Here is an 18,874-nt window from a genome sequence, read left to right as displayed (position 1 = left end):
GTTCCGGAAGAATTTTCGCCGAGCATGTCGATTCGAGCCCGCGCCGTTCGATGCGTTGAGGTGAGGGTCGGACAATGCCGACCACCGAGCGAAGGATGGCCAGATGCGACACATGATGCTGATCCGAGTCGACCCGACGAATGCGCCGGAGCCGGACGAGGCACTGATCGAACAGGTCACCAAGGTGATCGAGGAGATGACGAAGGCCGGGGTGCTGCTCGATACCGCCGGTCTGCACTCGATCACCGAAGCCACCAAGATCGCCCAGTCCGGCGGGAAGCAGACCGTGCTCGACGGTCCGTTCACCGAATCCAAGGAGGTCGTCGGCGGGTACTGCATCCTGCAGACGAAGTCGAAGGAGGAGGCAGTGGAATGGACCTCGCGCTTCCTGGCCGTGCACGGGCCGGAATGGGATATCGAGGTGGAAATTCGCGAGCTGCAGGAGGGCTGATCTGCGGATGAGCCGGTCGCCCGAACAGATCCGAGAATCCGTCGCAACGGTCTGGCGGATGGAGTGGCCGCGCCTGGTCGCCGGACTCATCCGGATCGTCGGCGATATCGACGCCGCCGAGGAACTCGCCCAGGACGCGCTGGTCGCGGCCCTGGAGCAGTGGCCGCGCGACGGTGTCCCGCCGAATCCGGGCGGCTGGCTCATGCTCACCGCGAAACATCGGGCGATCGATCTGGTGCGGCGCAACCAGAATCTGGCGCGCAAGCTGACCTTGGTCGGGCACGAACTGCGGACCGACCAAGGTCACGAGCCCGAATCCGCGGATGAGGACATCGAGGACGATCTGCTGCGGATGATCTTCACGGCATGCCATCCGGTGCTGTCCGCACCCGCCAGGGTGGCATTGACGCTGCGGTTGCTCGGCGGGTTGACCACCGAGGAGATCGCACGCGCCTTCGTCGTACCGGAATCGACTGTCGCCCAGCGCATTGTCCGGGCCAAGCGCACCATCGCCGCTCGGCGGGTGCCCTATGCGGTGCCGCACGGGGATGAGCTGGCCGAGCGCTTGGATTCGGTCCTGGAGGTCGTCTACCTGATCTTCAATGAAGGCTATTCGGCGACCGCCGGTGATGATTGGATTCGCGTCGAATTGTGCCAGGACGCACTGCGATTGGCGCGGATGCTGGCGCAGCTGATGCCCGATGCAGCCGAGACGCACGGCCTCGCCGCGCTGCTGGAGCTACAGGCCTCGCGCTCCGCGGCGCGCATCGGACCCACGAAAACCGTTGTCCTGCTGGCGGATCAGGAGCGTTCACACTGGGATCAGCTATTGATCCGCCGCGGTTTCGCCGCACTCGGGCGCGCCCATGCGGTCAGCCGCAATCATGGGCTGCCGCCGGGCCGGTACGCGCTGCAGGCCGCGATCGCCGCGGTGCACGCCATGGCGCCCAGCACCGAGGAGACCGATTGGCGGCGCATCGCCGGACTGTATGCCGTTCTTGCCGAACGCTTTCCGTCGCCGATCGTGGATCTGAACCGAGCCGTCGCGGTCGGCATGGTGCACGGCCCGGCCGCCGGACTCGAACTGGTCGATGCACTGGCCGCCACCGGCGCGTTGGACACCTATCACCTGCTGCCCGCCGTTCGCGGCGATCTGCTCGAACGGCTCGGCCGCCTGGACGAGGCGCGCGCCGAATTCGCCCGCGCGGCGCAGCTGACCGGCAATAACGCCGAACAGGCGCTGTTACTCGACCGCATGGCCGAATGTGAATAAGGGCGCGCGGACGCCAACTCCGCACGCCGACAACATAAAACCGCGTACCCACACCCGACAATGGACACATTCCCCGTTACACGTCCAACTGCTGCACGATCACCGCGACGTCCAGCCAGATATCCTCGCGGCCGGTGCGTCCATCACGAAACTCGCCGAATACGAAAATGCAGGGCAGCGATCGCAGAAACCCAGCGCCCCGCCCAGATAGGTTGCCGCCCCACCCACTCCGCCGGCCCGCCCAGCGTAGTCATAATGCGGTCGAATCCGCGTTGGCAACCACCATTCGACTACCTTCGACCGCCCCTGGACCCAGGCGGATACGGCAGGAGCTATGTGGAGGCGGCATTAGCGCTCAGGTGGCAGATAGGCTGGAAGGGCGCGCTTCGGCCTCCGCCAGCTCCTTCAGCGTCAACAGTTGCTTTCGCATCATCACCACATCGCCGAGCGCCAGGGCGCGGGCGATGATCCACGGTCCGCCACAATGCATTCGGACCGTCAGACGGGTGCCGGTCCCCTCCGGCCGCACGGCGTAGGTGACGCAGATCTTGCCGGATACCAGGGTGATATGGCGGCACGATATGAACGAGACGAGCGTGAACGCGGACATGAACCGCTGTCCGACTTCGAGTTCGGTCAGCGCCGGATCGCGCCGCCGCGGACTCCGCCTGCCGAAATGGTCGAGCAGGTCGTAGCTGTAAGGCGCGACGCGCAATTGACACAGCCAGGCATAGACCACACTCGGCGGCGCATCGATACTGATGGCCCGGTCCGCCTGCACCCCGCCGGGTTGCAGATTGTCACAGGGCAGCGGATGCTCGCGTTCGGCCTCGGTCGCACCCCAGACCAATCCCGAAATCATGCCGCGGCCGCGATTCGCCGGAGCATATCGCGCACCACGATCTTGTGACCGCCGCTGCCGATCACCAATGCCCGATAGATCTTGCCGTGCAGGCCCGGAAATTCGGCCCAGCTGCGCGCCCGGACCAGCGTCCGGCTCGGCCCCTGCTCGTCGAGTTCGAAGACCAGCGCATAGCGCGAGAACCAGTGCCGCCCCCGCAGCGCCAGCCGACTGGGCTCCTCGGCCGCATCGAGTACGAAACCGGTCGGGGCCGTCGATGGATCGTGTGGATCCTTGCAGACAACTTTCAGCAAGGCTTTCCACGCCCGATCGCGATTCGCGTCGACCGATCTGGCATGCTCATCTATGTAGGGCAATCGCTCCATATAGAAGGAACGTACTAGTAGATGGCGCCACCCCGCAAGCACGACACCGACGTGATCCTCGACGCAGCGCGCACCCTGGTGCTAACCGACGGTCCCCGCGCCGCCAGCGTGGCGGCGATCGCGGCGGCAAGCGGGGCCCCGGTCGGCACGCTCTACCACCGCTTCGGCAATCGCAACGGCGTACTGACCGCGGCCTGGCTGCGCGCACTCGAACGCTTCCAGGATCGGATCAAAGCCGCCGCCACCGATCCGGACCCGATCGGGGCCGGAGTCGCGATGGCCGTGGCCAGCGTCCAGTTCGGACGCGAATTACCGGATGACGCAAAGCTTTTGCTGAACCTGCGCCCCAGCGACCTACTGGACGGCGGACCGGACGCGGAATTCCGCGCCCGCCTCGACCGCATGAACGCACCACTCATCGAACACGTGCGCCGCATCGCGGCCGCCCTCTTCGGCCGCGACGGCGCCCGCGAAATCGACGCCATCAGCCGCGCCGTAGTCGACCTCCCCTACGCCGCCCTGCGCCGCCATGCCCACGCCCCCACCCTCCCCGACTGGCTCGAAACCGACCTGACCGCCGCCGCCCGCGCCCTCCTCGAGTCCTACCGCCCCTGACCCTCGCCCGCAAACCCCCAAATCAGATGTCTTCAGCTTGCGATGGATCGGATTAGGGTCGGTTCGTGGATCTTCTGGACAGGCTTCGGTTGGATGTTCCGGTCGCGCAGGCGGGAATGGGCAGCGTCTCGGGCGGCCGATTGGCCGCGGCGGTCGCGAGTGCTGGCGGACTCGGGACGATCGGGTTGCATCCGCCGGAGGAACTGCGTGCCGCGATTCGGCGGGTGCGGGACGAGGCCGCGGGGCGGGCGGCGGTGGTCAATCTGCTGATGCAGTTCCTACGGCGAGGGCATGTCGAGGCATGTCTGAGCGAGGGTGTCGACGCGGCGGTGATCGCTTTCGGCGGCGACGCGCGATTGGTGCGTGAACTTCGAGATGCCGGTGTGTTCGTGTTCATGATGGTGGGCACCGAAGACCAAGCCCGGGATGCAGTGGCCTGGGGTGTCGACGGACTGATCGCGCAGGGCCGCGAAGCCGGTGGCCATCTGGTGGGAACCGTTGCGGCACTGCGATTTCTGCCGCACGCGATCGAGCTCGCCCAGGGGCGTCCGGTGCTGCTTGCCGGCGGAGTGGCCACGTCGGCCGACACTGCCGCCGCCTTGGCAGCCGGCGCGTCGGGGGTTGTCGCTGGCACCCGCTTCCTCCTGACGGCGGAATCCGAGGCTCATGACAGCTATCGGCAGCGAGTGCTATCCGCGGAAAGGACCATCGAGACCACGCTGTTCGGGCTGGGCTGGCCCGCTCGGCATCGAGTGATTCCGAATGGCGCCACCCAGCGGTGGTGCCATCCGGACGGCACGGCTCGACGCTTGCCTGCACTGATCAACGCGGGCAGTGCCCCGCTGGCGCGGCTGGTGCCGGAAAGCAGTGCGGGGTCCGTGGCGCGCATGCAGCGGCCATCGCTTCCGCTGTTCAGCCTGGTGGCGCCACTGGAGAGCATGCCGGGATCGTGGGTGGATCGGACAGCGCTGTATGCGGGTGAATCCGCACTGCGGATCACCGACATCGTCTCCGCGAAGCAGGCGGTGGCCGAACTGGCTGGGCGTTAGGTCCCGGCGACGAGTTCGGGGGTGAGTTTGTCGAGGGTGTCGATGACCTCGGCGGCCAAGGCGAGGGCGTCGGGGGCGGGCGGATATTCCGGGCGCGGGGCGGCGATGACGCGCATTCCGGCGGCGTGTGCCGCGCGCAACCCGTTGCTGGAGTCCTCCACCGCCGCGCACTCGGTGGACTTGTGCCGAAGGAACGCGGCGGCTGCCACGTAGACGTCGGGTGCGGGTTTCCCGCGATCCACCTCCTCGGTCGAGAAGGTGACGCCGAAGAATTCGATCAGCCCGGTGCGGCCGAGCACGGTATTGATCAATGTTCGCGGTGACGAACTCGCGACGGCCAGCGGCCAATGCTCGCTGAGGCGCTGCACCGCCTCGACCGCACCCGGCAGCAGCGGTACGGCCTGCTCGTAACGCTCGGCCATCCGCTCGATCACATCATTGGCCACGGTGTCCGGTGGCACACCGACCCCGAGCTCGGTACTGAGATAGTCCGACCACTCCCCCGTGCTCATCCCCATCAACCGCTGCTGGGTATCCGGTAGCCACCGCCCGCCCTGCTCCGCGACATAGCCGCGGCGCACCTGCTCCCATACCGGCTCCGAATCGATCAGAACACCGTCCATATCGAAGACAACTGCCGCAATGTGCATCCGGGACATAGCCTTTCGCCGACAACACCGAACAGGTGACGACCCGATGGCCAACCCATCGACCCGCCCCGCGGTGGGGGTTTCGCCTAGACCTGATGAGCAACGACCCCCACCTTAGGCCAGCCACCCCGCCCGCGCACCCGCCCACCGCATCCGCGCCGGGCGAGCCTCACGCACCCTCGACCGTCCCGATCACCACCTCATGCCGGTCGGCCCGATGCGATCGCCGGTACTCACTGGGCGATATGCCCACCTCGCGACCGAAATGCGCACGCAAATTGGCCGCACTCCCCAACCCACAGCGCGCCGCGACCGCATCGACCGGTAGGTCGGTGCCCTCGAGGAATTCCCTTGCGCGGATGAGCCTTTGGGTCAGCAGCCACTGCAGGGGTGTGCCACCGAGTTCGGCGTGGAAACGGCGGGCCAGTGTGCGTTCGCTCATACTGGCATGTTCGGCGAGATCGGCGACCGTCAGCGGTTCGTCGAGTCGTTGCAGAGCCCATTGCAGTGTCGCGGCGAGGCCGGAGTCGCTCGCATAGGCGGGCACCGGGGATTCGAGGTACTGTGCTTGGCCGCCCGCACGGTGCGGCGGCACCACCATATTTCGCGCCGCCGCATTGGCGGCCTGTGAGCCGAGATCCTTGCGGATGAGGTGGATGCACAGATCCATGCCCGCCATGGTGCCCGCGCTGGTGCAGATCTGGCCGTCATCGATGTAGAGCACCGTGGGATCGACATCGATCTCCGGATATCGCTCGATCAGCGCTGGCACATGCTTCCAGTGCGTGGCCGCGCGCCGACCCTCGAGCAATCCGGCAGCGGCGAGGATGAACGCACCGGAGCACAATGACACGATCCGGGCGCCTCGCTCGTAGGCGGCGCGTACCGCCTCGACCAGGTCGGCGGGTGGGTCTCGGCGCACGTCGGGGATCGAGGGAACGATCACCGTATCGGCCGCGATCAGGTCGTCGTAGTCGTAATCGGTCAATGCCACGAACGGATCCCGCAGCGTCGCATGCCGGGAGTCACGCGGGCCGCACAGCTTGAACTCGTACCACCGCGCCCCGTCGACACCCGGCGGTGGCTCGAAGAACACCTGATACGGGATCGCCACCTCGAACACCGGCTGACCGGGTGCAACGGCAACAGCCAGGGTTCCCGGACCGGTCGCGTTCGACTCCATGGCAGTAATCTAGCGCATGTTGGCATTTCTGACACTCGTCCGGTGAATCGCCTCCGCACATAGTCGATTTCATGCAAACGATCACCGCGGACCAAGCGCTACGCGAAGCGAATACACCAGTCGAATCACCGAATCCGCGTCGTTGGCGCGTGCTCGCGGTCGCATCCATAGCCCAATATCTGGCCATCCTCGACCTGCTCGCGGTCACCGTGGCCTTTCCGACGCTACAATCCGCGTTCGGCAATGCCACGGTGAGCGCGGTCTCCTGGGTCCTCAACGCCTACACGATCGTGATGGCGGCGCTATTGGTCCCGGCCGGACGCCTAGCCGACGACACCAGCCGCAAGCGCGGCTTCCTCGCGGGCATCGCACTGTTCGGGTTGGCGTCCATCGCCTGTGGGCTCGCGCCGAATCTGGCCGCGCTCATAGCCGCCCGGGTGGTCCAGGCCATCGCCGCCGCGATACTGATCCCGACCGGACTCGGTCTCGTACTGCCGTCCTTCGCCAAACGCGAACATCCGACCGTCATGGGCATATGGACCGCCATCGCGGCCGCGGGCGCGAGCAGCGGGCCGGTACTCGGCGGCCTACTGCTCCAGGCCGGGTGGCGCTGGATCTTCTTTCTGAATGTGCCGTTCACCGTCGCGGCCTTCCTCTTCGGATTGCGCGTGCTCCCCGATATCCGCCAGCACGCCGACCGCAGACTCGACATGCTCGGTGCCGCACTGATTCTCGGCGCCACCGCAGCGTTCACGACGGCGTTCGTACAGGCATCGGACTGGGGATACACCGGCGCCGCCACCCTGGCCTGTCTACTCGCCGCAATACTGCTGACGGCACTGTTCGCCGCGCACGTGCGCCGCCATCCGAATCCCGTGGTGAGCCCGGTCGTTCTGCGGCACAGGATGTTCCGCATCGCCACCCTCGGCGTCTTCTGCTACTACCTGGCTTTCGCGGCCATGATCCTCGAGGCCACCATATTTCTCACCGAATACTGGCACTACTCGATCCTGCGGGCCAGCCTGGCGGTGACGCCCGTTCCGCTCAGTTGCCTTGTGCTCTCACCTTTTTCGGGCCGTTTCGTCAACCGCTTCGGCGCGCGCTTGTCGGCCGCCCTCGGCGGCGCCACCATCGCGGCCGGTTCCGGATGGTGGGCGCTGACCGCGGGCACGACAACCGACTACTTCGCGATGTTCCTGCCCGGCGCCGTCCTCGCGGGCGCGAGCACCGCGCTGCTGCAGCCGCCGCTGTTCGGTGCCTCGGCCCTGTTGTCCGCCGACCAGCTCTCCCTGGCATCGGGCACCCTCATGATGGCCCGCCAGACCAGTTCCGCCCTCGGCGTCGCCATCCTCACCGCGATCATCGGCCGCACCGCCCATCCGGACCTGTCCGATTTCCGCCTGGGGTGGCTGTACATGGTGGCGGTCGGTGCGCTGGCCACCGTCGCCGGCATTGCCTACCGCCCCGGCCACCCGCGCGATCACCGGGCCTGACGGCCCGCTCGCCGGGCACTTCACCTGAGCCCGTCGCGAGCATTCAGCGGGCAACCGATAACGTGTTCCATATGAGCGAACAGCAGGTCGGCAACTCGCTGCCGAGCGAGGAGCACCATGAGGGCGGGTTCCGGCCGATGTCGGCGTTGATCAACGCACAGCTGGACGAGCTCGATATTTCCCGCGGTGGGCCGCACTACGGCGCATTCGTCGAGCAGGTACGCGGCCTGATGGATCGGGCCCGGCTGGCTTGCCCGTCCGATGAGCTGGCGCTGGAGACGATCGCCGTCCTCAAACAGCTCAACGACAAACTGGACGCGGCGGTCGTCGACGAATGGTCCGCGCCCACCTGGACCAGGGTCGACCTGCCCGCCCGCGGCAATATCACGCTGCCGCCGTTCGTCGTCGACAAGGCGGGCAAGGACGGCGTCGAGGCCCGCATCACCTTCCGCACCTTCCACCTGGGCGGCAATAACGCCGCCCACGGCGGACAGGTGGCGGTTGGCTTCGATGATCTGCTCGGCATGGCCGCGGCGGTGCACGCGGGTGCGGTCACCCGCACCGCATCGCTCACCGTCGACTACCGGTCCATCACCCCGCTGAACACCGAACTGCGGGTGCACACCTGGGCCGAGCGGCAGGAGGGCCGCAAGGTCTACGTGCGGGGCACCCTGCACGACGGCGATCGGCTCTGCGCCGAAGCGAGCGGCCTGTTCATCGTGCTCAAACCCGGGCAGCAGTGATCCGGTAGTTCGCCGGGTCCGGTCGGCGCGCCATCAATGCGCGATGCCGAGCCGGAGTCCACGGCCACAGTTCCGGAACGCCGTCCTTGCCGAGATACCAGCTCTGACAGCCGGTCGCCCACACCGTATTCGGCATCGCGGCCCGCAGTTCTGCGTAGTAGCTGCTGGTGGCCTCGACGGTCGGCTCCACCGTATCGAATTCACCGTCGCGCCAACGCCGGATCCAGCCCAGGATGTGCTCGGCCTGGGTCTCCGCGATCAGTGTCAGCGGATAGTTGCCGACCGGACTGTGCGGGCCGATCAGCAGGAACATATTCGGAAAGCCCGGCATCGCAACGGTTTCGAAGGCACGCGGACCGTCCGCCCAGACCTGATCCAGGGTGCGGCCATCGGTTCCGGTGATGCCCATGGGCCGCATGAACGCGTGCGCGTCGAATCCCGTTGCCAGCACGAGCACATCGAGTTCGTGCAGCCGCCCGTCTGCGGTGACGATGCCGCGCGGCTCGATATGGTCGATCGCATCGGTGACGATCTCGACACCGTCACGCTGCACGGCGCGATAGAAGTCACTCGACACCACGAGCCGCTTGCACATCGGCTGGTAATCCGGTGTCAGTGCGGCACGCAGCGCCGGATCGCGCACGGTGCGCAGGTTCGCCCGGCACATCCGGCCGACCAGGTCACGCTTGAGTCCGGGCTTGGTGACGGCGTCGAGGAAGAATTCGAAAATGTGCCGCGTTACCGCGTAGCTGAATTCGTCGAGCGCCGGCAATCTGCGGTGCGCGGCAATGGTGAGCCGCGAGTATCGGCGATTGCGCAGCGGCAGGATCCACTGTGCCGTGCGCTGGAACATGCTCAGGTGCGCGACATTTCCGGCGAGCGCCGTCACGATCTGCACACCGGTGGAACCGGTGCCGAGCACGCCGACCCGCTTGCCCGTCAAGTCGACATCGTGATCCCACCGCGCCGAATGGAATATCGCCCCCGCGAAATCGCCGAGACCGCCGATATCCGGCATGCGCGGGTGGTGCAGGATGCCGGTCGCACAGAGCACGAAATCGAACCGCTCCGATGCGCCGTCCGAGGTCGTCACGTCCCACCGCGCACCGTCGAATTCGGCCCCGACCACCTCGGTACCGAACCGGGTGCGGCTCGCCAGGCCGCGATCGTGGGCGACCTTCGCGAAGTAATCGCGGATCTCCGCGCCCGGGGAGAAGAAATGCGACCACCGCGGGTTCTTGGCGAAGGTGAACTGATAGAAGCGCGAGGGCACATCGCAGCTCAATCCCGGATAGGTGTTGTCGCGCCAGGTCCCGCCGAACCGATCGGCCTTCTCGAAGATCGTGAAGTCGTCGATGCCGTCGCGCTGCAGCATCACGGCCATGCAGATGCCCGACATCCCGGCCCCGATAATGGCGACGCGTGGGTTGCGCCGTCGCATTCCCGCCATACTTCAAGGCTATGACTCGGTCCGCCGACAGAATGCGTCGACCCGACATTTTCATGACCTTTTCGGACATCCGGCTGTTCGCTGCGGTTCCGACCTTGGCTCCGGTGTCGCGTAGGCCTTCGATCGCACGGTGTGCGCATCATGCTGGCAACCGGCCGCGATCACGGTCGCGACCCGGCCGTCTGCTTGCGGTACCGGGCTCACCCCGGCCTCCGTCGAAGATCCCGACCCCGAGGTCGCCGCCGAGCAGGAACTCACCGTCGCCACCTACATATCACCCTGACCCAGCGCGGCGAGGTAGCGCGCCTGTCCATGAATGACGCCAACATTCTGAGAAATCTGCTCGCGGCGCTCGGCGATGAACCCATGCCTCGGGTGTGGGACCGGCCTGCGCTACACCCTCGGTACCGCCGGAATCCTCGGCTTCGCGCTGCTGTCGAGTCCGACGATGCGCGAGGCGATCATCACCGGCCTGCGCCATATCGACCTCAGCTCGGCCTTCGTACATCTCACCCTGACCGAGCGCGGGCGAGGTAGCGCGCCTGTGGATGTCCGCGAATTCCTCGTCGAACGCGATATCGGCGCGGTCGTCCCGCGAGTTTCGCCCACGCCTTCATGCGCTGGGACGGCATCGCCCCCGGCCGCTACCGCCGATCCCACTGACCGACCGAGATCAGGTGGAACCGGCGCCGCCACGGCTTCCACCCGATCTCGATCGTCCCTAGCTGGCCGGGAAGTGCTTATTGCGGTACTCGGCGAAGCGGGTGTCGACCTGGGCCGAGGTGAGGCCGAAATCCTCGAGAGTGTAGCGGTGCGCGGGGCGGGCCGCACCGGAGGTGCTTTCCGAATGCAACTGCGTCATCGCTGCTTCGGCCTCCGGGCTCAATGACAGATCGAAGTGGCGGTAGATCGACGCGACGGTGCCGATCGGATCCGCGACGAAGTCGTCGTAGTACACATCGCAGAACTGAGCGGCGTTGTGTCGCTCGCGATCCGCGAGGAACCTATCCGCTCCCCTGGCCCACAGATCCAACTGGGCCGCACCGACGACCGGACCGCGGAACTTCTCCGACCACCCCGCCGAGGCCTGCTCATTGAGACTGCAGACCGAGGCGATGATCGTGCGCGGATCCCGGTGCATCTGGATCACCAGCGCATCCGGATACACCTCGAAGATCGCGTCCAGTGCGAACAGATGGCTCGGATTCTTCAAAACCCACCGCCGTCCGGCGTCCGGCAGCCCGATCAATTGCAGATTCCGCCGATGCCTGCGATAGGCATCGGTCCAATCCTGTTCGCGCAGCCACTCCGAGTACCCGGGCAGATGGCCGAGGCACTCATAGGACACCGACATCGCCGACTGCCGCAGCAGCTGCCAGCACTCCTCCACCTGATCCGCCGAAATATGGTGCACGCCCATGAATTCCGGATGTTCCACATGATGCTTTTCGAAGGCGGCCTCGATCCGCTGATAGACCGGATCGGTCGCCCACGTCTCGCGCGGCGGGCGCGGCTGCGGCATCTCGGTCAGCCACATTTCCAGGCCCTGATGCGCCGGATCCGCATTGAGCAGTCGATGCACCGCGGTCGTGCCCGAGCGCGGCAGTCCGGTCACGAAGATCGGGCGCTCGATCGCCACCTCGGCGTGCTCCGGAAAGCGTTGCCACGCCGACTCACTGAGCAATCGCGCGATCAGGGCCCCGCGCAGGAATGCCCGATTGACCTTATTGCCGAAGGGCGTCAACTCGGCGTCCTTGGCATAGGACTCGAGCAGCACCTGCAGACCTTCGCGGTAACCGTCGTCGCCGAAATCGCTCAACCCGACGACCTTGGTCGCCGAGGCGTGCAGATCGTCGATGGTTCCGACGTCGTCTCTGCCGATCACAGTCATTCTCCTAGTGGTGGTATTCGCCGCCGTTGACATCCAGACATGCGCCGGTGATCGCGCGTGCCAGATGCGAGGCGAAGAAGACGACGGCGTCGGCGATCTCATCGGGTTCGGGCAGCTTGCGCAGATCGATGGTCTTGGCGGTCTCGGCGTACACCTCTTCGGCCGTGATCCCGCGCTGCTGGGCCAGGTAGTTGAAGTACCACTTCAAGTTGTCGGCCCAGATATAGCCGGGCGCAATGGTATTCACCCGAATTCCCTTCGGCCCGAGTTCGGTGGCCAGGCTCTGCGCCAGCGCGAGCAGACTCGCCTTGGCCATTTTGTACGGCCCGAACGTGCGCCGCGAATGCCGCAGCACCGCCGAATTGATCATGACCACCGAACCTTTCGACTCGGTCAGCGCGGGCACGAACAGTCGCGTCAACCGCAGTGCGGCAAGCACATTGGTCTCGAATCCGGCGCGCACATCATCGAGGTCGACATCGGCCAGATCGGAGATCGGCGGAATCGCGAAGGCATTGTTCACCAGCGTGTCCACCCGCCCGAACGCACTCTGCGCGGTCTCGACCAGATTCGCCACCGCGGCTTCGTCATTGATATCGGTCGGCACTACCACCGCGCGCCTGCCGAGTTCGGTGATCTCCTTGGCCACCTCGGTCAGCCGCGATTCGGTACGCGAGGCCAACACCACATCCGCTCCGGCCCGCGCGCTCTGCACCGCAATGGCCCGGCCCAGACCCGGACCGACCCCGGAGACCACAACAACCTTGTCCTGCAACAACATCAGCCAAGCATCCTTTCCGCCACGGCGACCTGACGCGCCGCGATCCGCGCCCGCCATTCCTCGGGTGTGACCCGAGCCTCCTGGTAGTACGGCAGCCGCTCGGGCAATTCGGCAACCGAGACCACCTCAACCGTCGGCCCGTCCTCGGGTTTGAGATCCCGCGACAGCTGCTGCCAGCGGAACTGCAGATATCCGCGCGCATGCCCGGTGCGCTCGATCCAGTTGGTCAGTCCGGGGTCGCGCTCGCTGATCACGAGCCGGATCATCCCGTCCGGATCCACGCGCGCCTGGTCGGCGGTGAGGCTGGTCTGGTGGTTGATGTAGTCCAGCGACAGGTACCACATGCTGCCGAGTTGGAACCCCTGATAAGGCGCATCCGATTTCGGCACCGTGAGGATCATCGCCTGATCGTCATCGAGTTCGTAATGGCCGACCGAGGAGAACTGGGTGGTGAGTCCACCCGGAGTGGAGCGCGGCTCGGTCATCGTATTGACCGGCAGGTTGAGATAGAACCACTTCGGAAACGCCAGGAAGGTATTCAGCCGCGAGACCAGCATCTTCCCCGCGATGTCATAGCGCTTGCTCATCAGGTCCTTGGTCAGCGGCGGCGGTGCCTGACCGATCGTGTCCACCCGCTGAATGCGAATCGTGCCCGCCTGCTCGGTGGCCCAGTCGCTATACACCTCGCGCACCACGAGCATGGCGGAGTCGGGCGCGAGATGGACATAGCCGGGCCGGGCCGCGCCCGGGCCGAGACGGAGTTCGTAGGAGCCGTCGGCCGCGATATCGAGGGCGCGGGCATCGAAGGCGGTCTCGCTGTCGGGGACGTCCACCGGCGAATAGTTGCCGTTGAGCACCTGGAAGCTGAGGTCGCGGGTGGTGCCGCGGGTTCCGGTCACCACATATTCGGCGTCGGGACGCAGGTACGAGTGGAAGTAGAGGGTGTCGGGGTTGTCCAGGCCCATCTTCGTATAGGGCCCGGTGGACATGACGAAGAACGGAAAGTCCCGCTCATAGGCCCAGGCCATCTGGATGGAGGCGCGAATACTGCCCGCGAGGTAGTCATAGCCCTCGACGAGGTCCTGTTCGGTCCGAATATGCGGTGCGTCGGTGATGATCTGCTCGGCGGCGGCGATGGCTTCCGCGAACGGCTGTGTCAGCAAGAGGCTTTCCGATCCTTTCGAGCGACCCACAGGCGGTCGCTACCGTTGACCACTGTTCCAAATATGTACCGCTCTGGTACATTTCGATATGAGCAAGATTAGAACGTGTTCTAGGAGTTGTCCATGGTTGCCCGCAGATCCGCCCCGACCGCCCGCGTGGTCCAAGTGCTGGATTTCTTCGTCGAGCAGCGCGGCAAACGCTTCGGCCTGTCCGAACTGGCCCGCGAACTCGATCTGGCCAAGCCGACCTGCCTCGGCATCCTCACCGAACTGACCGCGGGCGGCTATCTGGTGCGCGCTGCGGACACCCGCACCTATGGCCTCGGACCTGCGCTTATCGCCGCGGGTCGGATCGCGCAGGACAGCTTCGCCAGCTCCGCCATCGCCCGCGCCGAACTCGAGCAACTCACCGCGCTCTACCGCACCACCTGTACGGCCTCCGCCGTCGTCGGCGAGCAGATCATGGTGTTGGAGAGCACGGGGCCCGGCCTGGTCAAGGTGGGTGCGGCCTACCATTTCGCACCCCCGGTCGGGCTGATGTATGTGCTGTGGGATACCGATGCGGCCTTCGACGGCTGGCTCAACAAGCCGCCGACGGTGCCGCTACAGCAGGACGAGGCCCGGCTGCGCCAGGTCGTCGCGGAGTGCCGCGAGCGCGGCTACCTGGTCGAGAGCCTGACCGCGGCCGGTCGGCGACTGTACTCCTTGCTCGCCGGGGTCGCCGCCCATGAGCTGCCCAAAGAGGTGCGCGAACTCGTCGGCGAGCTGGTGACCAGCCTCGGGGAGCGGGTCTACGTCGGCACCGATCTGCGACCGCGCAAGGAGCACCCGGTCAGCCTGCTCGCGGCGCCGACCTACAGCGGGGACGGCAGGCAGAACATGGTGCTCACGATGTACGTCGGCGCGTCCATCACCGGCGCCGAAATCGACCGTCGCGGAACGGCACTCGTGGCCGCGGCCGACCGGGTGACCACGCAATCGGGCGGTCGCAAGCCGGGCACAGACCATTGACCACGACCGAAACGTGTTCTAGTTTTGTGACGTGAGCCAGTACGCAAAGTCGACGGCGAGCACCTACGAGCTGCCTCATCTGGACGCGCTCGAGGCCGAGTCGGCACATATATTCCGCGAAGTCGCCGCCACCTTCGAACGGCCGGTGCTGCTGTTTTCCGGCGGCAAGGATTCGGTGGTCATGCTGCACCTCGCGGCCAAGGCCTTCTGGCCCGCCCCGCTGCCGTTCCCGGTACTGCACATCGACACCGGGCACAATTTCGACGAGGTCATCGAATACCGCGACCACACCGTGGAACGATTCGGTCTGCGACTCGTGGTGGGCAGTGTGCAGGAGGATATCGACGCGGGCCGGGTGATCGAAGAGACCGGGCCGCGCGCCTCCCGAAACCGCTTGCAGACAGCCACTTTGTTGCGATCGATCCGCGAGGGCGGATACGACGCGGTCTTCGGCGGCGCGCGCCGGGATGAGGAGAAGGCGCGCGCCAAGGAGCGCGTCTTCAGTTTCCGCGACGAATACGGGCAGTGGGATCCGCGCAATCAGCGACCGGAACTGTGGAGCCTCTATAACGGTCGGCATCGCAAGGGCGAGCACATCCGGGTGTTCCCGCTGTCCAACTGGACCGAACTCGATATCTGGCACTACATTGCCGCCGAGGGCATCGAGCTGCCGCCGCTGTACTACGCGCACCGCAGGACGGTGGTCCAGCGCGACGGAATGCTGTTGGCGCACACCAGATTCCTCGAATTGCTCGATGGCGAGCAGCCCTATGAGAGCACGGTGCGCTTCCGCACGGTCGGCGATGCGACCTGCACCGGATGTGTCGAGTCGAGCGCGACCACCCCCGCGGAGGTGGTCGCCGAGGTCGCCGCCACCCGCGTCACCGAACGCGGTGCGACTCGCGCCGATGACCGTATTTCTGAGGCTGGCATGGAAGACCGCAAACGAGAAGGGTACTTCTGATGACGACCACCACCCTGTTGCGGCTGGCCACCGCGGGCAGTGTCGACGATGGTAAATCGACCCTGATCGGTCGTCTGCTGTTCGACTCCAAGACGATCTTCACCGATCAACTCGCCGCCGTGGAGCGGACCAGCCGGGCGCGCGGCGACGACTATCCGGATCTGGCGCTGCTGACCGACGGCCTGCGCGCCGAGCGCGAACAGGGCATCACCATCGATGTGGCACATCGCTACTTCGCCACGCCCCGGCGCAAGTTCATCATTGCCGACACCCCCGGTCACATCCAGTACACGCGCAATATGGTCACCGGCGCCTCCACCGCCGATCTCGCGCTGATCCTGGTGGACGCGCGCAAGGGCATCGTGGAACAAACCCGCCGGCATGCCTTCCTGGCCAGTCTGCTCGGCATCCCGCACCTGGTGCTGTGCGTGAACAAGATGGATCTGGCCGGCTGGTCACAGGACCGGTTCGAAGAGATCAAGGAGGAATTCGTCGGCTTCGCAACGAAACTCGACGTCGCCGACCTGACCTTCATTCCGATGTCGGCACTGCACGGGGACAATATCGTGCATCGCGGCGCGAGCATGCCCTGGTACGAGGGCTCGCCGCTGCTGCACCATCTCGAGGAGGTGCACATCGCCTCGGACCGCAATCTCATCGATGCGCGCTTCCCCGTGCAGTACGTAACCCGCAGGCACGCCGAGGATTTCCGTGGCTACGCCGGCACCGTATGCGGTGGCGTATTCAAGCCGGGAGATGAGGTCGCGGTGCTGCCTTCGGGATTCACCACCACGGTCGAGGCGATCTGGGGTCCGGGCGGGACACCCATCGCGGAAGCCTTTCCGCCGCAGGCGGTTACCATCCAACTGGCCGATCATCTCGACGTGTCCCGCGGTGATCTGATCTGCCGCCCGGCGAACCGGCCGCACGTCGGACGCGATCTCGACGCCATGGTGTGCTGGTTCGCCGAGGACGGCGAACTCACCCCGGGCGCGACCTACACGATCCGACACACCACCCGCACCGCCACCGCCGAGGTGCGCTCCCTGGACTACCGGCTCGACGTCAATACCCTGCACCGCGATGAGAATGCGGATTCCCTGTCGCTCAACGAGATCGGGCGCATCCAGCTGCGCACCCGTCAGCCGCTGCTCTTCGATCCCTACCGGCGCAACCGCACCACCGGCAGCTTCATCCTCGTCGACGACACCACCAACAACACCGTCGCCGCTGGCATGATCACCGGCCCTACCCTGCCCTCGTCCCGCGTCGTCTGGCATGGCACCGCCGTCGGCCGCGACGAGCGCCCGACCACCGGACTGACGGTCTGGTTGACCGGTCTGTCCGGCTCCGGAAAGTCCTCTGTCGCAGTCGAATTGGAGCGTCGTCTGGTTGCGGCGGGACGCCCCGCCTTCCTGCTCGACGGCGACAATCTGCGCCACGGCCTCAATGCCGACCTCGGCTTCGGCGCCGCGGACCGCGCCGAAAATATCCGTCGCGTCGGCGAAGTGGCGCGACTGTTCGCCGAGGCCGGTGTGGTGGCGGTGGTTTCCCTCATCAGCCCCTATGCCGCCGACCGCAACAAAGTCCGCGCCGTCCACGGGGCAGCCGGCATCCCGTTCATCGAGGTCTTCGTGGACACCCCCCTCGAGATCTGCGAATCCCGCGATCCCAAGGGCATGTACGCCAAGGCGCGGGCCGGTGAAATCCGTGGCTTCACCGGCATCGATGATCCCTATGAGGCGCCCACCGGTGCCGAACTCGTGCTGCGTCCCGAGGACGGCGACCCGGCCGCCATGGCCGCGGCCATTCTCGCCAAGCTGGCCGACCTGGACTGACCGAGCAGATGCCGGGCCGCCACCGCGGGGGCCCGGCATCGGTTCAGGGATGTGCACGCAATGCGGCACCGAGCCAGTCGAACACCGGCACGAGTGTCGGTGGGACCGGCCAGCCATTGATGACCGCGAGCAGCTGCCAATAGCGTTCGGAGCGCGGGTCTCCCGCGACCTCGAGCCGGGCCAGCAGCCAGCCTCGTAGCTCGGAGTCATCGGGGCGATCGAAGGTTGTCGCGTATGCGGCCGTCAACTCGTCGACAATGGGTTCGGCCGCATCGGAATTCGGCGCTATCCCCGAGGTGAGAGCCTGCCCGACCCGATCGCGCACGAGTTCGGTCAACTCGTGGTGCAGACCGGTGGTATCGCCTTCGGCGCGCTGGGTCGCCTGGTATCGAGCCATGCGGCGTACCGATGCGCGAAAGTCCGGGTCTCGGGTCAGTTCGGCGAGCTCCACCCAGGCCTGCACCTGAGCAGGTTCCGGATCGTCGGGCAGTTCCGGCATTGCCGAGCGGATGAGATCGACGAATTCGGGGTTGGCATCGGCACCGCCGAAGGTGTCTTCGACGAAATCGGCGATGAGTCGGCGCTTTTCGGCGTCGGAGAGTTCGACGAGCTTGTGCATGAGTTCCATTTCCTCGCGAGTCGGGCCCCGCTCGGCGATCGCTCGTAATACCGTGCGCCGCACCCGAAGTGCGCTGATCTGGAATTCCAGCGCTTCGGCATGTGCGGAGGCCACCTCGGGCACCGACAGTTTGCGTTCGAGCACCTGTCGGATGGCGGGCAGATCAATGCCGAGTTCGCGCAGGGTTCGCACCAGTTGCAGGCGGGCGAGTGCGTCGTCGTCGTAGAGCCGGTAGCCGGCGGGGCTGTGGGTGGTCGGCGGCACGACACCGGTATCGGCATAGAACCGGATTGTCTTGACCGAGAGGCCGGTCCGTTCGGCCATGGTGCCGATCGGATAAAGCGTGTCGCCGTCCATGCCCCTACCCTCCTGTCTCCCGAGCAATGCTCAGAACCTGTGGTTGACCGGGAAGGAGTACCTTCCCGGATGATCTTCGAATCCAGGATCTGATCAGTCCGGCGCGCCAACGCCGG

19 protein-coding genes and 1 pseudogene are annotated in these 18,874 nt (G+C 66.1%); 11 read left to right on the top strand and 9 right to left on the bottom strand.

Features of this window, described 5'->3' with window-relative positions; genetic code table 11:
• Positions 1-103 precede the first annotated feature (103 nt).
• Positions 104-451, top strand: a complete 348-nt coding sequence (locus ABZ293_RS34680) for a YciI family protein (RefSeq protein WP_355187699.1) — start codon at positions 104-106, stop codon at positions 449-451.
• A gap of 58 nt (positions 452-509) precedes the next feature.
• A complete protein-coding gene (locus ABZ293_RS34675; protein WP_355187697.1) occupies positions 510-1,724 on the top strand; it encodes a sigma-70 family RNA polymerase sigma factor in 1,215 nt (404 codons plus the stop codon).
• A gap of 355 nt (positions 1,725-2,079) precedes the next feature.
• Here ABZ293_RS34675 and ABZ293_RS34670 read toward each other — a convergent pair whose 3' ends face one another.
• Both ABZ293_RS34670 and ABZ293_RS34665 read right to left on the bottom strand, forming a co-directional pair.
• Positions 2,080-2,586 (bottom strand): hypothetical protein, encoded by a 507-nt coding sequence (locus ABZ293_RS34670; RefSeq protein WP_355187695.1) that lies wholly within the window; start codon positions 2,584-2,586, stop codon positions 2,080-2,082.
• On the bottom strand, positions 2,583-2,951 hold the full coding sequence (locus ABZ293_RS34665; protein ID WP_355187693.1) for a hypothetical protein: 369 nt from the start codon (positions 2,949-2,951) through the stop codon (positions 2,583-2,585). The genes ABZ293_RS34670 and ABZ293_RS34665 overlap by 4 nt, the downstream gene beginning before the upstream one ends.
• Before the next feature lie 21 nt (positions 2,952-2,972).
• Here ABZ293_RS34665 and ABZ293_RS34660 point away from each other — a divergent pair, with 21 nt between their 5' ends.
• Together ABZ293_RS34660 and ABZ293_RS34655 are read left to right on the top strand one after the other, a co-directional pair.
• Complete coding sequence (locus tag ABZ293_RS34660; RefSeq protein ID WP_355187691.1) at positions 2,973-3,566, top strand: TetR/AcrR family transcriptional regulator; 594 nt, start codon at positions 2,973-2,975, stop codon at positions 3,564-3,566.
• A 65-nt stretch (positions 3,567-3,631) separates the two neighbouring features.
• A complete protein-coding gene (locus ABZ293_RS34655) occupies positions 3,632-4,615 on the top strand; it encodes a nitronate monooxygenase (protein WP_355187689.1) in 984 nt (327 codons plus the stop codon).
• Here ABZ293_RS34655 and ABZ293_RS34650 read toward each other — a convergent pair.
• Both ABZ293_RS34650 and ABZ293_RS34645 read right to left on the bottom strand, forming a co-directional pair.
• Positions 4,612-5,265, bottom strand: coding sequence for an HAD family phosphatase (locus ABZ293_RS34650; protein WP_355187687.1), 654 nt, complete (start codon positions 5,263-5,265; stop codon positions 4,612-4,614). The genes ABZ293_RS34655 and ABZ293_RS34650 overlap by 4 nt on opposite strands.
• Before the next feature lie 169 nt (positions 5,266-5,434).
• Positions 5,435-6,448: a helix-turn-helix domain-containing protein gene (locus ABZ293_RS34645; protein WP_355187685.1), complete on the bottom strand. Its 1,014-nt coding sequence runs from the start codon at positions 6,446-6,448 to the stop codon at positions 5,435-5,437.
• Positions 6,449-6,519: 71 nt separating this feature from the next.
• On the opposite strand from ABZ293_RS34645, the gene ABZ293_RS34640 reads away from it, so the two are divergent.
• Positions 6,520-7,941 carry an MFS transporter gene (locus ABZ293_RS34640; protein WP_355187683.1) on the top strand — a complete coding sequence of 474 codons (1,422 nt, stop codon included), beginning with the start codon at positions 6,520-6,522 and terminating at the stop codon, positions 7,939-7,941.
• 71 nt (positions 7,942-8,012) lie between these two features.
• The gene (locus tag ABZ293_RS34635; RefSeq protein ID WP_355187682.1) at positions 8,013-8,684 is read left to right on the top strand and encodes a PaaI family thioesterase; all 672 of its coding nucleotides are present in this window, start codon (positions 8,013-8,015) and stop codon (positions 8,682-8,684) included.
• On the opposite strand, the gene ABZ293_RS34630 is transcribed toward ABZ293_RS34635, so the two are convergent.
• Positions 8,665-10,125, bottom strand: a complete 1,461-nt coding sequence (locus ABZ293_RS34630; protein ID WP_355187781.1) for an NAD(P)/FAD-dependent oxidoreductase — start codon at positions 10,123-10,125, stop codon at positions 8,665-8,667. The two genes, ABZ293_RS34635 and ABZ293_RS34630, sit on opposite strands and share 20 nt — an antisense overlap.
• A 139-nt stretch (positions 10,126-10,264) precedes the next feature.
• On the opposite strand from ABZ293_RS34630, the gene ABZ293_RS34625 reads away from it, so the two are divergent.
• Together ABZ293_RS34625 and ABZ293_RS34620 are read left to right on the top strand one after the other, a co-directional pair.
• Positions 10,265-10,417, top strand: a complete 153-nt coding sequence (locus tag ABZ293_RS34625) for a hypothetical protein (RefSeq protein WP_355187680.1) — start codon at positions 10,265-10,267, stop codon at positions 10,415-10,417.
• A 75-nt stretch (positions 10,418-10,492) separates the two neighbouring features.
• Positions 10,493-10,714 (top strand): annotated as a pseudogene (locus tag ABZ293_RS34620) (AraC family transcriptional regulator ligand-binding domain-containing protein); the annotation flags it as partial.
• A 141-nt stretch (positions 10,715-10,855) separates the two neighbouring features.
• Here ABZ293_RS34620 and ABZ293_RS34615 read toward each other — a convergent pair.
• The 3 genes from ABZ293_RS34615 to ABZ293_RS34605 are packed head-to-tail and all read right to left on the bottom strand — an operon-like array spanning position 10,856 to position 13,969.
• Entirely contained in the window at positions 10,856-12,025 is a 1,170-nt protein-coding gene (locus tag ABZ293_RS34615) for a sulfotransferase (protein WP_355187678.1), read from the bottom strand.
• Between the two features lie 4 nt (positions 12,026-12,029).
• Positions 12,030-12,806 (bottom strand): SDR family oxidoreductase, encoded by a 777-nt coding sequence (locus ABZ293_RS34610; protein WP_355187676.1) that lies wholly within the window; start codon positions 12,804-12,806, stop codon positions 12,030-12,032.
• On the bottom strand, positions 12,806-13,969 hold the full coding sequence (locus tag ABZ293_RS34605) for a hypothetical protein (protein WP_355187674.1): 1,164 nt from the start codon (positions 13,967-13,969) through the stop codon (positions 12,806-12,808). Before ABZ293_RS34605 ends, ABZ293_RS34610 begins: the two co-directional genes overlap by 1 nt.
• 123 nt (positions 13,970-14,092) lie before the next feature.
• On the opposite strand from ABZ293_RS34605, the gene ABZ293_RS34600 reads away from it, so the two are divergent.
• Genes ABZ293_RS34600 through cysC form a run of 3 tightly spaced genes read left to right on the top strand, consistent with a single transcriptional unit; the run spans position 14,093 to position 17,782 of the window.
• Entirely contained in the window at positions 14,093-14,980 is an 888-nt protein-coding gene (locus tag ABZ293_RS34600) for a helix-turn-helix domain-containing protein (RefSeq protein WP_355187672.1), read from the top strand.
• Between the two features lie 31 nt (positions 14,981-15,011).
• A complete protein-coding gene (cysD, locus tag ABZ293_RS34595) occupies positions 15,012-15,944 on the top strand; it encodes a sulfate adenylyltransferase subunit CysD (protein ID WP_355187670.1) in 933 nt (310 codons plus the stop codon).
• Complete coding sequence (gene cysC / locus ABZ293_RS34590) at positions 15,944-17,782, top strand: adenylyl-sulfate kinase (RefSeq protein WP_355187668.1); 1,839 nt, start codon at positions 15,944-15,946, stop codon at positions 17,780-17,782. Before cysD ends, cysC begins: the two co-directional genes overlap by 1 nt.
• 43 nt (positions 17,783-17,825) lie before the next feature.
• On the opposite strand, the gene ABZ293_RS34585 is transcribed toward cysC, so the two are convergent.
• Positions 17,826-18,758, bottom strand: a complete 933-nt coding sequence (locus ABZ293_RS34585) for a MerR family transcriptional regulator (RefSeq protein ID WP_355187666.1) — start codon at positions 18,756-18,758, stop codon at positions 17,826-17,828.
• Between the last annotated feature and the right edge of the window lie 116 nt (positions 18,759-18,874).

The organism is Nocardia sp. NPDC005998 (assembly GCF_040614395.1).
In the GTDB taxonomy this organism is placed as follows: Bacteria; Actinomycetota; Actinomycetes; order Mycobacteriales; family Mycobacteriaceae; genus Nocardia.
The sequence above is the reverse complement of the archived record's forward strand: the minus strand, read 5'-3'. Positions and strand labels throughout refer to the sequence as shown.

Coding starts and splice junctions, on each gene's coding strand:
- ABZ293_RS34680 (WP_355187699.1), top strand. CDS start 104: ATGCGACACATGATGCTGATCCGAGTCGACCCGACGAATGCGCCGGAG.
- ABZ293_RS34675 (WP_355187697.1), top strand. CDS start 510: ATGGAGTGGCCGCGCCTGGTCGCCGGACTCATCCGGATCGTCGGCGAT.
- ABZ293_RS34670 (WP_355187695.1), bottom strand. CDS start 2,586: ATGATTTCGGGATTGGTCTGGGGTGCGACCGAGGCCGAACGCGAGCAT.
- ABZ293_RS34665 (WP_355187693.1), bottom strand. CDS start 2,951: ATGGAGCGATTGCCCTACATAGATGAGCATGCCAGATCGGTCGACGCG.
- ABZ293_RS34660 (WP_355187691.1), top strand. CDS start 2,973: ATGGCGCCACCCCGCAAGCACGACACCGACGTGATCCTCGACGCAGCG.
- ABZ293_RS34650 (WP_355187687.1), bottom strand. CDS start 5,265: ATGCACATTGCGGCAGTTGTCTTCGATATGGACGGTGTTCTGATCGAT.
- ABZ293_RS34645 (WP_355187685.1), bottom strand. CDS start 6,448: ATGGAGTCGAACGCGACCGGTCCGGGAACCCTGGCTGTTGCCGTTGCA.
- ABZ293_RS34640 (WP_355187683.1), top strand. CDS start 6,520: ATGCAAACGATCACCGCGGACCAAGCGCTACGCGAAGCGAATACACCA.
- ABZ293_RS34635 (WP_355187682.1), top strand. CDS start 8,013: ATGAGCGAACAGCAGGTCGGCAACTCGCTGCCGAGCGAGGAGCACCAT.
- ABZ293_RS34630 (WP_355187781.1), bottom strand. CDS start 10,125: ATGCGACGGCGCAACCCACGCGTCGCCATTATCGGGGCCGGGATGTCG.
- ABZ293_RS34615 (WP_355187678.1), bottom strand. CDS start 12,025: ATGACTGTGATCGGCAGAGACGACGTCGGAACCATCGACGATCTGCAC.
- ABZ293_RS34610 (WP_355187676.1), bottom strand. CDS start 12,806: ATGTTGTTGCAGGACAAGGTTGTTGTGGTCTCCGGGGTCGGTCCGGGT.
- ABZ293_RS34600 (WP_355187672.1), top strand. CDS start 14,093: ATGGTTGCCCGCAGATCCGCCCCGACCGCCCGCGTGGTCCAAGTGCTG.
- cysC (WP_355187668.1), top strand. CDS start 15,944: ATGACGACCACCACCCTGTTGCGGCTGGCCACCGCGGGCAGTGTCGAC.
- ABZ293_RS34585 (WP_355187666.1), bottom strand. CDS start 18,758: ATGGACGGCGACACGCTTTATCCGATCGGCACCATGGCCGAACGGACC.